The following is a 14,825-nucleotide window of genomic DNA, read 5'->3' as shown; positions in this document are numbered from 1 at the left end:
TCTCCCGGGCCGCCCGGTGCCGCCCCCGCTACAGTGGGCGGCACCGAGTGGCGCGGACGGGGGTGAGGCATGAGCGACAGCCCCCACGGCAGCCCGGTCGTGCACGGCTTCCCGCACCTGGAGACCGTCCGGTCCGCGATCACCGCGCTGTACCGGCGGCTGTCGTACGACGGTGTGCACCGTTTCGCGCCGAGCCTGCTGCCCGTCGACGCCGCCTTCGCCGACTCGGACGACCTGCACCTCGGCGCGCAGCGCGTGGCGCGCGCGATGGTGCAGCACCTGCGGCTGCCGGATGCCCGCATGGTCGTGGCGTTCCGTGCGATGGAGCATGCCGGAAGCGTCGAACTCGCGGCCGGGCCCGAGTACTTCATCGAGCTCAACGACCGGTTCCGCACCCACCGCAGGGACATCGGCGCCGCGTTGTCGCACGAGGTCACCCATGTGCTGCTGCACCGGCTGGACCTGCAGTTCCCGGGTACCCGGGACAACGAGATTCTCACCGACACCGCTGCCGCCTATCTGGGGGCGGGCTGGCTGCTGCTCGACGCGTTCCGCGAGGATGCCACCTCCAGCCAGAAGCTCGGCTACCTCACCCCGGAGGAGTTCGGGTACGTACTGGCCAAGCGGGCACTCGCCTTCGACGAGGACCCCTCGCCCTGGTTCACCAGCCCGCAGGCCTACACGGCGTACACGAAGGGCCGGGCGCAGGCCCTGCGGGAGACTGTGCAGCCGCCGCTGACGGCGGCCGGCTGGGCGGGCCGGCGCCGGTACGCCAAGGACCGCCGGTACGCCCAGGACCATCCCGGTGCGGCCTCGGCCCCCGGCCCCGCGCCGCCGTACGTTTTCGAGACCGGGCGGGACGGGCTGCGGGTCGCGTTCGCGTGCCCGACCTGCCATCAGCGCAACCGGGTGCCGGTGCGCGGCCGGGTGCGGGCCAGGTGCGCGCTGTGCCGCACGGTGCTGGACTGCACTACCTGAGACGCCGGCACCCGTAACAGGCCTTGGCTCAAAAGGTATTACAGTCGAAATGTGACAGAAGATCCGATGACGCGGGTGTACCCGGCGGCGGGCGGGCAGAGCCTGTTCGACGCGGTGTACGAGGGCGAGGACGCCGTCGTACGGCTGCTCCGCGCCGGTGTGCCCGCCGAGTCGACCGACGAGGACGGGGCCAGCGCGCTCTACCTGGCGGCGGTCTCGGACCGGCCGGGCGTGGTGCGGCTGCTCCTCGCGGCCGGCGCCGATCCGGACCGGGCCTGCGGTCCGGAAGCGGGTGACCTGCCGATCTGCGGGGCGGCCTGCGGCGGTCACACCGAGGTGGCCGAGGCGCTGCTGTCGGCCGGGGCCCGGCCGGATCTGCGCGAGCAGTTCGGGTTCACGGCGCTGCGCTGGGCGGTGGGGCTCGGCCACGCGCGGACCGCCCGCGCCCTGCTCGCCCACGGCGCCGACCCCTGCCTGCCGGGGCCGGGCGGCGAGGCGCCGCTCCTCCTGGCCGCCCGCAGGGGCTCCCTGGAGACGGTGCGGGCGCTGCTGCACCACGGCGCGGGAGCACCGGACGGGGCCCTTGAGGAGGCGCTCGGCGAGGCGCGCCGCATGCTGGCCGTGGATCTGGAGCAGGAGATGCGCGGCGGGCTGCTCGACGCGTACGGGGACACCGACGCGCACCGCGTATCAGTGCGCCGCACCGTCGTCGACGGCGGCGAGACGCTGATCGTCGAGCTGGTCCGGGGCGACGGGGAGCCGTTCGCGGGCCAGGACCAGCAGACGGGGCACGGCGCGATCGCCACGCTCCTGGAGAGCGAGCTGGGGCTGCTCGCCCCGTTCGAGGAGCTGGCCCGCCGGGCGCTGCGCTCGGGCGGCCCGGACCTGGACAACTGGCAGTCCTCGGCGGAGGCGCTGCGTGAGCGCGGCGACGAGGAGACCCGGCAGGCGGCGGCCGCGTGGTGCGCGGCGGATGATCCGTTGCGCCGGGCGTTCGGCGCGGACGTGCTGGCGCGGCTCGGCTGACTCACGAATCCGCCCAGCACACGACAAGCCCGTCGCGCACAGACAAGCCCGTCCGGCGATTGAGGACGGACCCGACGCCCCGGGATCACCCGGGTGCCGCTCCGTCCCTCCAACCGCCGGACGGGCTGAAGAGCTACCGGCTACGCCGCGCGGCGGCCGCGCGCAGGGGCGCCGCTGCGGCCGGAGCCGCCCGAGCGGGCCGCGCCCCCGGTCCCGCTACCGGCGCCACCCGCGCCCCCGGCTCCGGATCCGCGCCGGCCACGCCCACGCGTCCCCGAGCGGAAACCGCCGCCCGTCCCCGCGCCCGAACCCCCGCCGGACCGCGTACGCGGCTTCGGCTGGGTCGGCTGCGGGATCTCGACCACGATGGCGATGCCCGACGGCTCGCGCGCGCCGGTGATCCGGGCGAGCTCCTCGTCGGTGGACTTGATCCGGGTGGTGCGCGGCGCGATGCCGGCGTCCTGCATCAGCCGGGTCATCTCCCGCTTCTCCTCGGGCAGCACCAGCGTGACGACGCTGCCGGACTCCCCGGCGCGCGCCGTGCGCCCGCCGCGGTGGAGGTAGTCCTTGTGGTCGGTGGGCGGGTCCACGTTGACGACCAGGTCGAGGTCGTCGACATGGATGCCGCGCGCCGCCACGTTCGTCGCGACGAGCGCGGTGACCTGGCCGTTCTTGAACTGGTCCAGGGTCCGGTTGCGCTGCGGCTGCGAGCGGCCGCCGTGCAGGGCCGCGGCGCGGACGCCGCTGGCGAGCAGCCGCTTGGCGAAGCGGTCGGCGGCACGCTTGGTGTCGACGAACATGATCACCCGGCCCTCGCGGGCGGCGATCTTCGTGGCGACGGCCTTCTTGTCGGTCTCGTCGAGCACGTGGAGCACGTGGTGCTCCATGGTGGTGACGGCGCCGGCGGACGGGTCGACCGAGTGCACGACGGGGTCGGTCAGGAACATCTTGACCAGCCGGTCGATGTTCTTGTCCAGGGTCGCGGAGAAGAGCATCCGCTGCCCGTCCGGCTCGACCTGCTTGAGCAGGGCGACGACCTGCGGCATGAAGCCCATGTCGGCCATCTGGTCGGCCTCGTCGAGGACGGTGATGGCGACCTGGTCGAGGCGGCAGTCGCCGCGTTCGATGAGGTCCTTGAGCCGGCCCGGCGTGGCGACGAGCACTTCGGCGCCCCGGCGCAGGGTGCCGGACTGCTTGCTGATCGACATCCCGCCGACGACCGTGGCCATCCGCAGGTTGACCGAGGTGGCGTAGGGGGTCAGCGCGTCGGTGACCTGCTGGGCGAGCTCGCGGGTCGGGACGAGGACGAGGACGAGCGGCGCCTTCGGCTCGGAGCGCCGTCCGGCGGTACGGGCGAGCAGCGCGAGGCCGAAGGCCAGGGTCTTGCCGGAGCCGGTACGGCCGCGGCCGAGGATGTCCCGGCCGGCGAGCGAGTTCGGCAGGGTGGCGCCCTGGATCGGGAAGGGGTCGGTGACGCCCTGCGCGGCAAGGGTTTTCAGCAGGGCGGCGGGCATGTCCAGCTCGGCGAACGCCTCGACGGCGGGCAGTGCGGGGGTCATGGTTTCGGGCAGGGCGAACTCACCCTGCGGCGGCGTGGCCTTGCGACGCGGCGACGCCTTGCCGGATCCCTTGCCGGAACCCTGTGCGGTTGCCTTTGCCTGGGCCGTGCCACGCCCCCTCGACGGGCGATTGCGGGCGGGACGGTCCTGACGTTCGGAGCGGGTCATACGGAATTGCCCTCCTGGGGATTCCTGGGAACTACGTGGGACTGCTGGGACTTTTCGGGGGCCCGCGCGGAATGCGGACACTGCACGCGGTGCGCGGGGGCCCGGGACACCCGGGGTGCTTCGTCGCACCCGGTGCGGGGCGCCGTTGGGCGCCCGGAGGTTACGTACTTCCCAGGGACAGCACAAGCCGGGACCCGCACCTTCACGGTGCGGGCCCCGGCTGCGAGGTACGCGTCCGGCAATTAGGCCGGGACGATGTTCTCCGCCTGCGGGCCCTTCTGGCCCTGCGTGACGTCGAAGGAGACCTTCTGGCCCTCCTGGAGCTCACGGAAGCCCTGGGTGGCAATGTTGGAGTAGTGGGCGAAGACGTCAGCGCCGCCGCCGTCCTGCTCGATGAAGCCGAAGCCCTTTTCCGAGTTGAACCACTTCACGGTTCCAGTAGCCATGTCATTCTCCTAAAACAGGTGCAGTGCCGGAAATCCGCACTTTACGAATTCCAAGTCGCCGCATTGAGCCCCACCCGGAGAAAGCCGGAAAACAATAAAGCGCCTGAGGAAGCATTCCCGTCAGGCGCACATAAAGTTCATGGGTACCAAAACTGCAACCGGACCACCGTAGCACGATCTGCCGACCAGCGGTGGGACACGCCACGCCGCCGGCCGGCTGTTTCCCGGGTGAACCCATGGGGCGCAAGGGCCGGAGCCGTTCGAAGATCGCCGAAGACTCCGGACGCCCCGGGCGCCGCGCCGCCTCAGCCGCGCACGGCGATCCCGTCCAGGACCATCGACAGGTACTGGCGGGCGATCTCCTCGGGGCTGTGCCGGCCGCCCGGCCGGTACCAGGACGCGGCGACCCAGACGGTGTCGCGGACGAACCGGTAGGTGAGCCGGATGTCCAGGTCGGCACGGAAGACCCGGTCGGCGACGCCGCGCTCCAGGGTGCCCAGCCAGGCCTTCTCGAACTTCTGCTGGGAGTCGACGAGGTACTGGAACTTCGGCTGCGCCGCCAGGTGCTGGGACTCCTTCTGGTAGATGGCGACGGCGGCGCGGTGCCGGTCGATCTCGCGGAAGGACTCGGTGACGAGCGCCTCGATGGTCTCCCTGGGGCCGAGCCCGGCTTCGAGTACCGCGTCATACCCCTCCCACAGCTCGTTCAGGAAGGTGGAGAGGATCTCGTCGACCATCGATTCCTTCGAATCGAAGTGGTAGTAGAGGCTGCCCGCGAGCATTCCGGCCGCGTCCGCGATCCGGCGGACGGTCGTGGCGTTGTATCCCTGCGCGGCGAACACCTCGGCGGCGATGGCGAGCAGCTCGCCGCGCCGCTCGGGGGAAGGCGTCGCCTGTGGCTTCTTCTTGGTAGGCACCCGCCCATTCTCCGCCCGGCCGTCTCCCCCGCCGTCATACGGGCGCCCGCCGACGGGATCTGGCCCTTCAGGAGATCTCGGCCAGGGTGGCCTCGTCGTTGCCCCGGCGGAAGGAGCGCAGCGGCTTCCCGGGCCGCCACACCCGGATGACCAGGGTGTCGCCGCCCTCGATACCGGTGTACATCACCTCGGTCAGCTCCAGCCGGAAGAGGTGGAAGGGCTGTGGCGGCACCACCTCCTCGATGAAGCGGGCCAGCACCGCGGGGTCGGTGACCTCCACCGCCCGGCCGGAGATCCGGGCGTCCCCGTCGGCCATCTCGGCGTCCGGGCCGGGGTTGGCGTGCACGGCGAAGCGCGGGTCGCGGAGCAGGTCCAGCGCCTTGCGGGAGTTCGGCATCATGCCGAGGAAGGGCTCGTCCAGCCGGAACTCCACCTCCAGGCCGGTCACCCTGGGCGAACCGTCCTTGCGGATGGTCGCCAGGACGTGGTGCCTGTACTTCTCGAAGCGCTGCCGCACGGTGTCGGCGAAGTCGGGCTCCGCGGTCCGGAAATCTGCCCAGGAGTTCGATGTCATGAGTTCATCGAAACCCTTAATCCCGACATCCCCTGTCGGGATTGAGGCCGGATTTCGCCGGCGGCCGTCCCCGACCACCCGTTCGGCCGCCGTTCAGGCCGGCCCGGGTCCCGACAGCGTGATCAGCGCCGCGTACCCGTGCGTCCGCAGCACGCACGACGCCCGGCCGTGCAGCGACACCGCGTCGTATCGGCCGAGCACGGTGTCCGTACCGTCGACGACGGCGCTGTCATCCAGCGCCACGGCCAGTACCGCCCCGCCCTCGGGCGCCGTCAGCCGCAGGGTGCCGCGTACGACCGCCACCTCGGCCCGCGCACGGTCCCTGCGGTACATCACGTTGAGGTTGAGCACCGGACCCGCCAGCAGCCGTCCGTCGGTCGCCACGTCGCCCGGGAAGCCGTGGGGCCAGTACGGCTCGTCGACGATGTGGTGCTCACCGTCCACCATGAGGTCCATCCCGGCCCCCTCCACCACGGTCAGGGTGCGGTCCACGCCGGGGAACGCGGAGAACGGCCCGTCCTCGGTGACGTCCGCGAGGCTGACCCGCCAGTCGAAGCCGCCGCCGTCCCGGCCGGGCGACGCGGCGATCTCGCGGGTGACTCCCCCGCCGTTCTTCCAGGGGGCCGGGGCCCGGCCCGCCGCGCGCAGGATTCGGAACGCCTCAGAGGTCATGCGGATGCTCCGGTTCGACGGGGGCAGGGACGACGAGCCTACGGCCCGGGGCCTGCTGGAACCGGCTCCCCGGGGGTTCGCTATCTTGATCGCCGCCGCCCCCACCGGCCGCTCTTGCCCGTTCACCGATGAAGGAGCCGGCCATGGAGGCCGCCATCACCACGTGCTACCGCCATCCCGCGTACGAGACGTATGTGAGCTGCACCCGCTGCGAGCGCTTCATCTGCCCGGACTGCATGCGCGAGGCGGCGGTCGGCCACCACTGCGTGGAGTGCGTGAAGGAGGGGCGGCGCTCCGTCCGGCAGGCGCGGACGGTATTCGGCGGGTCGGTGGCCCGGACCGCGGTTCCGCTCGTCACCTGCGTACTGATGGGCCTGAACATCCTGGTGTACCTGGCCGAGCTGGTGCGCCCGGGCATCGTGGACCGGTTCGGGATGACGGGTGCGGAGCTGACCGGTCCGGACGGGGTCCGGTACGTCTACGAGAGCGGCGGCATCCCCGGCTTCGACGTGAGCGGGGTGGTGGGCGGTGAGTGGTACCGGCTGCTGACCGGCGCCTTCCTGCACCTGCCGCCCGGCGACTCCGCCCTCGGCCCGGTGCCGTTCGGGGTGCTGCACATCGCCTTCAACATGTACGCGCTGTGGAACCTGGGCCGGGTCGTCGAGGAGCAGCTGGGCCGGGTCCGCTTCCTGGCGCTGTACCTGCTGTCCGCGCTGGGCGGTTCGGTGCTGGTGTACCTGATCGCGCCGCTGGACACCGCGGTGGGCGCCTCGGGTGCGGTCTTCGGGCTCGCGGCGGCCTTCTACGTCATCAGCCGGCGGCTGGGCCGGGACATGCGCGCGGTGAACCGGTTCCTGGCCGGGTTCCTGGTGTGGATGGTGGTCTCCGCCGGGTTCACCTCGTGGCAGGGCCATCTGGGCGGGCTGCTGACCGGTGCGCTCGTCACGGTCGTCTACGCGTACGCCCCGGCGGAGCGCCGTACGGCGGTCCAGGCCGCCGGGTGCGTGGTGCTGTCCGCGGTGCTGGTGCTGCTGGTGGTGCTCAAGACCTCGGCGCTGACGGGCTGAGCCTGCCGCGCGCCCGCCCCGGGATGCGCCACGGCGCCTGCCGAATCGTCCGGTCGGGGACGGGCAGGCGCCGCGTTCAGTTCCGTACGCCGTTGTACGGGACGTCTGTGTGCCGTGATCAGACCATCATGGAACGGTCCGTCGGGCGGATCGGGGCCGGCAGCGCGCTGGCCCCGGTCAGGAAACGGTCCACGCCGCGTGCCGCGGAGCGGCCCTCGGCGATGGCCCACACGATGAGGGACTGGCCGCGGCCGGCGTCACCGGCGACGAAGACGCCGTCGACGTTCGTAGCGTACTGGTCGTCGCGGGCGACGTTGCCACGGGCATCCAGTTCCAGGCCGAACTGCTGGACCAGACCATTGGCCTGGTCGGTGCCGGTGAAGCCCATGGCGAGGGTGACCAGCTGTGCGGGGATCACGCGCTCGGTGCCGGTCTTCTGCTCCAGCTTGCCGTCCTTGAACTCCACCTCGATGAGGTGGAGCGACTGGACGTTGCCGTCCTCGTCGCCCTCGAAGTGGGTGGTGGAGACGGCGTAGATCCGCTCGCCGCCCTCCTCGTGCGCGGAGGTGACCTTGTAGAGCATCGGGAAGGTCGGCCACGGCTGGCTGGCGTTCCGGTCCTCGCCCGGCCGGGGCATGATCTCCAGCTGGGTGACGGAGAGCGCGCCCTGCCGGTGGGCGGTGCCGACGCAGTCGGCGCCGGTGTCGCCGCCGCCGATGACGACGACGTGCTTGCCCTCGGCGGTGATCGGGGAGACCGTCAGGTCGCCCTCCTGCACCTTGTTGGCGAGCGGCAGGTACTCCATCGCGAAGTGCACACCGTTCAGCTCACGGCCCGGGACGGGCAGGTCGCGGGAGACGGTGGCACCGGCGGCGATGACGACGGCGTCGTAACGGCGGCGCAGCTTCGCGGCGTCGACGTCCTTGCCGACCTCGGTCTCGGTGCGGAACTTGGTGCCCTCCGCGCGCATCTGCTCGATGCGGCGGTTGATGTGCGACTTCTCCATCTTGAACTCGGGGATGCCGTACCGCAGGAGTCCCCCGATGCGGTCCGCGCGCTCGTAGACGGCGACCGTGTGGCCGGCCCGGGTCAGCTGCTGGGCGGCGGCGAGTCCGGCCGGGCCGGAGCCGATGACGGCGACGGTCTTGCCGGAGAGGCGCTCGGGCGGCTGCGGCGTGACGTCGCCCCGGTCCCACGCCTGGTCGATGATGGAGACTTCGACGTTCTTGATGGTGACGGCCGGCTGGTTGATGCCGAGCACGCACGCCGACTCGCACGGGGCGGGGCAGAGCCGCCCGGTGAACTCCGGGAAGTTGTTCGTGGCGTGCAGCCGCTCGGACGCGGCGGTCCAGTCCTCGCGGTAGGCGTAGTCGTTCCACTCGGGGATGAGGTTTCCGAGCGGGCAGCCCTGGTGGCAGAACGGAATGCCGCAGTCCATGCAGCGGCCGGCCTGCTTGCTGATGATCGGGAGCAGCGAGCCCGGAACGTAGACCTCGTTCCAGTCCTTGACGCGCTCGTCGACGGGGCGGGTCTGGGCGACCTCGCGGCCGGTGGTCAGGAAGCCCTTGGGGTCAGCCATTGGTCGCCGCCTCCATCATCTTCTCGGTGGTCTCCTGCTCGGAGAGACCGGCGAGCTCAGCGGCGTCCTTGGCGGCGAGCACTGCCTTGTAGGTGGACGGGATGATCTTGCTGAAGCGGGTCACGGCGGTGTCCCACTCGGCGAGGAGCTTCTCGGCGACCGTGGATCCGGTCTCCTCCTGGTGGCGGCGCACGACATCGTGCAGCCACTGCCGGTCGGTGTCGGAGAGCTCCTCGACCGCGCCGAGGTTGCCGGCGTTGACGTGGTCGGGCTTCAGGTCGATGACGTAGGCGACGCCGCCGGACATGCCGGCCGCGAAGTTGCGCCCGGTCTCACCGAGCACGACGGCCTGTCCGCCGGTCATGTACTCGCAGCCGTGGTCTCCCACGCCTTCCGAGACGACCGTGGCGCCGGAGTTGCGGACGCAGAAGCGCTCGCCGGTGCGGCCGCGCAGGAACAGCTCGCCGCCGGTGGCGCCGTAGGCGATGGTGTTGCCCGCGATGGTGGAGTACTCCGCGAGGTGGTCGGCGCCCCGGTCCGGGCGGACGATGACGCGGCCGCCGGAGAGGCCCTTGCCGACGTAGTCGTTGGCGTCGCCCTCCAGGCGCAGCGTGACACCGCCGGGGAGGAAGGCACCGAAGGACTGGCCGGCGGAGCCGGTGAAGGTGATGTCGATGGTGTCCTCGGGCAGACCCGCACCGCCGAACTTCTTCGTGACCTCGTGGCCGAGCATGGTGCCGACGGTCCGGTTGATGTTGCGGATCGCGATCTGCGCGCGGACCGGCTGGGCGGCCTCGGCGCTGTCGGCCTTCAGCGCGTCGGAGGCGAGCTTGATCAGCTCGTTGTCCAGCGCCTTGTCCAGCCCGTGGTCCTGCTCCGCGATCTGGTGGCGGACGGCGCCGTCGGCCAGCTCGGGGACGTGGAACAGCGGGGCCAGGTCGAGGCCCTGCGCCTTCCAGTGCGTGACCGCCCGGTCGGTGTCGAGCAGCTCGGCGTGGCCGACGGCCTCCTCGATCGTACGGAAGCCGAGCTCGGCGAGGATCTCGCGGACTTCCTGGGCGATGAACTCGAAGAAGTTGACGATGTACTCGGCCTTGCCGGAGAAGCGGTCCCGCAGGACCGGGTTCTGGGTGGCGATGCCGACGGGGCAGGTGTCCAGGTGGCAGACGCGCATCATGACGCAGCCGGAGACGACGAGGGGCGCGGTCGCGAAGCCGAACTCCTCGGCGCCCAGCAGTGCGGCGATGACGACGTCGCGGCCGGTCTTGAGCTGGCCGTCGGTCTGCACGACGATGCGGTCGCGCAGGCCGTTGAGCAGCAGCGTCTGCTGGGTCTCGGCGAGGCCGAGCTCCCAGGGGCCGCCCGCGTGCTTGAGCGAGGTGAGCGGGGAGGCGCCCGTTCCGCCGTCGTGGCCGGAGATGAGCACGACGTCCGCGTGTGCCTTGGAGACACCGGCGGCGACCGTGCCGACGCCGACCTCGGAGACCAGCTTCACGTGGATGCGGGCCGCCGGGTTGGCGTTCTTGAGGTCGTGGATCAGCTGAGCCAGGTCCTCGATGGAGTAGATGTCGTGGTGCGGCGGCGGGGAGATCAGACCGACGCCGGGGGTGGAGTGGCGGGTCTTGGCGACCCACGGGTAGACCTTGTGGCCGGGCAGCTGGCCGCCCTCGCCGGGCTTGGCGCCCTGCGCCATCTTGATCTGGATGTCGTCCGCGTTGACCAGGTACTCGCTGGTGACACCGAAGCGGCCGGAGGCGACCTGCTTGATGGAGGAGCGGCGCGCCGGGTCGTAGAGCCGGTCGGCGTCCTCGCCGCCCTCACCGGTGTTGGACTTGCCGCCCAGCTGGTTCATGGCGATGGCGAGGGTCTCGTGCGCCTCGCGGGAGATCGAGCCGTAGGACATGGCGCCGGTCGAGAAGCGCTTGACGAGGTCGGAGACGGACTCGACCTCGTCGATGTCGATGGCCTCGCGGTCCGAGGTGAAGCCGAACAGGCCGCGCAGCGTCATCAGGCGCTCGGACTGCTCGTTCACCCGGCCCGTGTACTGCTTGAAGATGTCGTAGCGGCGGTTGCGGGTGGCGTGCTGGAGGCGGAAGACCGTGTCCGGGTCGAACAGGTGCGGTTCGCCCTCGCGGCGCCACTGGTACTCGCCGCCGATCTCCAGCGCGCGGTGCGAGGCGGAGATGCCGGTGGCCGGGTAGCCCTTGGCGTGCCGGGCGGCGACCTCCTTGGCGACGATGTCGAGTCCGGCGCCGCCGATCTTGGTGGCGGTGCCGTTGAAGTACTGGGCGACGAATTCCTCGTCCAGGCCGACGGCCTCGAAGACCTGGGCGCCGCGGTAGGAGGCGACGGTGGAGATGCCCATCTTGGACATCACCTTCAGGACGCCCTTGCCCAGTGCGTAGATGAGGTTGCGGATGGCCTGCTCGGCCTCGATGCCCTCGATGAAGGTGCCGGCCCGGACCAGGTCCTCGACGGACTCCATGGCCAGGTACGGGTTGACCGCGGCGGCGCCGAAGCCGATCAGCAGCGCGACGTGGTGGACCTCGCGGACGTCACCGGCCTCGACCAGCAGGCCCACCTGGGTGCGCTGCTTGGTGCGGATGAGGTGGTGGTGGACGGCCGAGGTGAGCAGCAGCGAGGGGATCGGCGCGTGCTCGGCGTCGGAGTGCCGGTCGGACAGGACGATGAGGCGGGCGCCGTCCTCTATGGCGGCGTCGACCTCCGTACAGATCTCGTCGATCCGCGCGGCGAGCGACTCGCCGCCGCCGCCGACCCGGTAGAGGCCGGAGAGCGTGGCGGCCTTCATGCCCGGCATGTCGCCGTCGGCGTTGATGTGTATGAGCTTGGCCAGCTCGTCGTTGTCGATCACCGGGAACGGCAGCGTGACGCTGCGGCAGGCCGCGGCGGTCGGCTCCAGGATGTTGCCGGCCGGGCCGAGCGTGGAGCGCAGCGAGGTGACGAGCTCCTCGCGGATGGCGTCCAGCGGCGGGTTGGTGACCTGGGCGAACAGCTGGGTGAAGTAGTCGAAGAGCAGCCGGGGCCGGGCGGACAGCGCGGCGATCGGCGAGTCGGTGCCCATGGAGCCGAGCGGTTCGCCGGCGGTGCGGGCCATCGGGGCGAGGATGACGCGGAGCTCTTCCTCGGTGTAGCCGAAGGTCTGCTGGCGGCGGGTGACGGAGGCGTGCGTGTGCACGATGTGCTCCCGCTCGGGGAGGTCCTCCAGCTCGATCTCGCCGGTCTCCAGCCACTCCTGGTAGGGCTGCTCGGCGGCGAGGGACGCCTTGATCTCGTCGTCCTCGATGATGCGGTGCTCGGCGGTGTCGACGAGGAACATCTTGCCGGGCTGCAGGCGGCCCTTGCGGACGACCTTGGCGGGGTCGATGTCCAGGACGCCGACCTCGGAGGACAGCACGACGAGTCCGTCGTCGGTGACCCAGTAGCGGCCCGGGCGCAGACCGTTGCGGTCGAGGACCGCGCCGACCTGGACGCCGTCGGTGAAGGTGACGCAGGCCGGGCCGTCCCAGGGCTCCATCATCGTGGAGTGGTACTGGTAGAAGGCGCGCCGGGCCGGGTCCATGGAGTCGTGGTTCTCCCACGCCTCGGGGACCATCATCAGCACCGAGTGCGGCAGCGAGCGGCCGCCGAGGTGGAGCAGCTCCAGGACCTCGTCGAAGGAGGCCGAGTCGGAGGCGTCCGGAGTGCAGACGGGGAAGATCCGGTCCAGCTGCTCCGTACCGAAGAGGCTGGAGGCGAGCTGGGACTCGCGGGCCTTCATCCAGTTGCGGTTGCCCTTGACCGTGTTGATCTCGCCGTTGTGCGCGACGAAGCGGTACGGGTGGGCGAGCGGCCAGCTCGGGAAGGTGTTGGTGGAGAAGCGCGAGTGGACCAGCGCGACCGTGGTGGCGAACCGGGCGTCGGAGAGGTCCGGGAAGAACGGCTCCAGCTGCCCGGTGGTGAGCATTCCCTTGTAGACGACCGTGCGGGCGGAGAGCGACGGGAAGTAGACCCCGGTCTCACGCTCGGCGCGCTTGCGCAGCACGAAGGCCTTGCGGTCCAGGACGATGCCGCTGCTCTCGCCGTCCGCGACGAAGAGCTGGCGGAACTCGGGCATGGTGGCGCGGGCGCCCTTGCCGAGGATGTCGGGGGTGACCGGGACGTCGCGCCAGCCGAGGACCTTCAGGCCCTCTTCGGCGGCGATCTTCTCAAGACCCTTGACGGCCGCTGTGGAGTCGTCCGCGGGCAGGAACGCGATGCCGACGGCGTAGGCGCCGGCCTCGGGGAGGTCGAAGGGGACCTCTGCGCGCAGGAAGGCGTCCGGTACCTGGAGCAGGATTCCGGCTCCGTCACCGGAGTCGGGCTCGGATCCGGTGGCGCCGCGGTGTTCGAGGTTGCGCAGTACGGTCAGCGCCTGCTCGACCAGCTCGTGGCCGGCCACACCGGTGAGTGTGGCCACGAACCCGACACCACAGGCGTCGTGCTCGTTGCGGGGGTCGTAGAGCCCCTGCTGGGCGGGGCGACCGTCCATGGGCGACCAGGCGTCGGTGCGCATCGGCTCTCCCGTCGTCGTCGTGGCATATGAGCAGCCGAGGGACGACGTTGGCCCTCTGCGAAATTTCGTGCAGATTACATGATGGGACGCTTCTCAAGAAGCGGATAGCTCGTTCCAACATACGGACACCGCGGATGGCGGTGGAGGGGGTCGCAGTCGGAGGATCGGCGCCCGGGAGACCGCAGAGAGCAGGCGTCGTTGCCTGCGGTGTCTACGGCTCATGCCCGGCGGAAGCGCAAACGAAACCGCCGGGTAACGACTACTTATGTGTAGTCCTGCATAGAGTCTCATTTTACGTCGCGCGGGACCGTTCTGCCCAGTGACGGTGATCAGGACGTACGTCACACAGATGGCGCACACGTTACGGGCCGGGATCGTGGTTCCGATCCCGGCCCGTGGCGTGTGCGCGGGCGGCTCAGCCGCCGACGGCGACGCCGAAGAGCATGCCCAGGCCGTAGGTGAGCGCGGCCGCCGCGCCGCCGAGCACCAGCTGGCGCAGTCCGCTGAACCACCAGCTGCGGGCCGTGACCCGGGCCACCACCGCGCCGCAGCCGAAGAGGCCGATCAGGGCCAGCAGCACGGCCGGCCACAGCGCGTCCGCGCCGAGCAGGTAGGGCAGCAGCGGCAGCAGGGCGCCCATCGCGAAGGCGCCGAACGAGGAGACGGCGGCGACGAGCGGCGAGGGCAGGTCGCCCGGGTCGATGCCGAGCTCCTCGCGGGCGTGGATCTCCAGGGCCTGCTCCGGGTCGCGCGACAGCTGCCGGGCGACCTCGCGGGCGAGGGCGGACTCGACGCCCCGGGACTCGTAGAGCGCGGCGAGCTCCCGCTCCTCGTCCAGCGGGTGCTTGCGCAGCTCCCGCCGCTCGACGTCGAGTTCGGCCTCCACCAGCTCACGCTGCGAGGCGACGGAGGTGTACTCGCCGGCCGCCATCGAGAAGGCACCGGCGGCCAGGCCCGCCAGCCCGGTGATCACGATCGTGCGGTGCGAGACGTCACCGCCCGCGACCCCGGTCATCAGGGCGAGGTTCGAGACGAGACCGTCCATGGCGCCGAACACCGCGGGCCGCAGCCAGCCACCGTTCACATCGCGATGGGTGTGGTTGTCCCGGTGCGCCTCGTGCAGTACGGCGTCGGTCTCGATGATGGACACAGCTCTCCCCTTCTCCCGGAGCGGTGTTCAGCCGCTCCGACCCCGTTCGACACCCTCGAAAGTACGCACGAAAAATGGCTCCCGCCAGCAAGGAAGGCCGTACTTACCACTGTCCGTGACCAGGTAGGTACGGCTTG

General features: G+C 71.1%; 11 protein-coding genes. 3 read left to right on the top strand and 8 right to left on the bottom strand.

What is annotated here, in order from left to right:
- Positions 1-69 precede the first annotated feature (69 nt).
- Together ACGFU6_RS27410 and ACGFU6_RS27405 are read left to right on the top strand one after the other, a co-directional pair.
- A complete protein-coding gene (locus tag ACGFU6_RS27410; RefSeq protein ID WP_393614654.1) occupies positions 70-978 on the top strand; it encodes a hypothetical protein in 909 nt (302 codons plus the stop codon).
- A gap of 51 nt (positions 979-1,029) precedes the next feature.
- Positions 1,030-2,004, top strand: coding sequence for an ankyrin repeat domain-containing protein (locus tag ACGFU6_RS27405; protein WP_393614652.1), 975 nt, complete (start codon positions 1,030-1,032; stop codon positions 2,002-2,004).
- A 140-nt stretch (positions 2,005-2,144) separates the two neighbouring features.
- Here the strand turns inward: ACGFU6_RS27405 and ACGFU6_RS27400 are convergent, their stop codons facing one another.
- From ACGFU6_RS27400 to ACGFU6_RS27380, 5 genes are all read right to left on the bottom strand, one after another.
- Positions 2,145-3,731, bottom strand: coding sequence for a DEAD/DEAH box helicase (locus tag ACGFU6_RS27400; RefSeq protein WP_393614650.1), 1,587 nt, complete (start codon positions 3,729-3,731; stop codon positions 2,145-2,147).
- Positions 3,732-3,973: 242 nt separating this feature from the next.
- Positions 3,974-4,177, bottom strand: a complete 204-nt coding sequence (locus ACGFU6_RS27395) for a cold-shock protein (protein ID WP_015607926.1) — start codon at positions 4,175-4,177, stop codon at positions 3,974-3,976.
- A gap of 305 nt (positions 4,178-4,482) precedes the next feature.
- Positions 4,483-5,094 (bottom strand): TetR/AcrR family transcriptional regulator, encoded by a 612-nt coding sequence (locus tag ACGFU6_RS27390; RefSeq protein WP_393614649.1) that lies wholly within the window; start codon positions 5,092-5,094, stop codon positions 4,483-4,485.
- A 67-nt stretch (positions 5,095-5,161) separates the two neighbouring features.
- On the bottom strand, positions 5,162-5,668 hold the full coding sequence (locus tag ACGFU6_RS27385) for a pyridoxamine 5'-phosphate oxidase family protein (protein ID WP_393614648.1): 507 nt from the start codon (positions 5,666-5,668) through the stop codon (positions 5,162-5,164).
- Between the two features lie 93 nt (positions 5,669-5,761).
- On the bottom strand, positions 5,762-6,340 hold the full coding sequence (locus ACGFU6_RS27380; protein ID WP_393614647.1) for a HutD family protein: 579 nt from the start codon (positions 6,338-6,340) through the stop codon (positions 5,762-5,764).
- 143 nt (positions 6,341-6,483) lie between these two features.
- Here ACGFU6_RS27380 and ACGFU6_RS27375 point away from each other — a divergent pair, with 143 nt between their 5' ends.
- On the top strand, positions 6,484-7,407 hold the full coding sequence (locus tag ACGFU6_RS27375; RefSeq protein ID WP_393614645.1) for a rhomboid family intramembrane serine protease: 924 nt from the start codon (positions 6,484-6,486) through the stop codon (positions 7,405-7,407).
- 118 nt (positions 7,408-7,525) lie between these two features.
- Here ACGFU6_RS27375 and ACGFU6_RS27370 read toward each other — a convergent pair whose 3' ends face one another.
- The 3 genes from ACGFU6_RS27370 to ACGFU6_RS27360 all read right to left on the bottom strand — a co-directional run bounded on the left by ACGFU6_RS27370 (position 7,526) and on the right by ACGFU6_RS27360 (position 14,688).
- Complete coding sequence (locus ACGFU6_RS27370; RefSeq protein WP_393614644.1) at positions 7,526-8,986, bottom strand: glutamate synthase subunit beta; 1,461 nt, start codon at positions 8,984-8,986, stop codon at positions 7,526-7,528.
- Positions 8,979-13,538 (bottom strand): glutamate synthase large subunit, encoded by a 4,560-nt coding sequence (gene gltB / locus ACGFU6_RS27365; RefSeq protein WP_393614643.1) that lies wholly within the window; start codon positions 13,536-13,538, stop codon positions 8,979-8,981. The genes ACGFU6_RS27370 and gltB overlap by 8 nt, the downstream gene beginning before the upstream one ends.
- 415 nt (positions 13,539-13,953) lie before the next feature.
- On the bottom strand, positions 13,954-14,688 hold the full coding sequence (locus tag ACGFU6_RS27360) for a VIT1/CCC1 transporter family protein (RefSeq protein WP_393614642.1): 735 nt from the start codon (positions 14,686-14,688) through the stop codon (positions 13,954-13,956).
- Between the last annotated feature and the right edge of the window lie 137 nt (positions 14,689-14,825).

This window comes from Streptomyces sp. NPDC048462, assembly GCF_043200175.1.
Lineage (GTDB): Bacteria > Actinomycetota > Actinomycetes > Streptomycetales > Streptomycetaceae > Streptomyces.
Note: the sequence above shows the minus strand (reverse complement) of the source record. Positions and strands in the feature narration are given on the sequence as shown.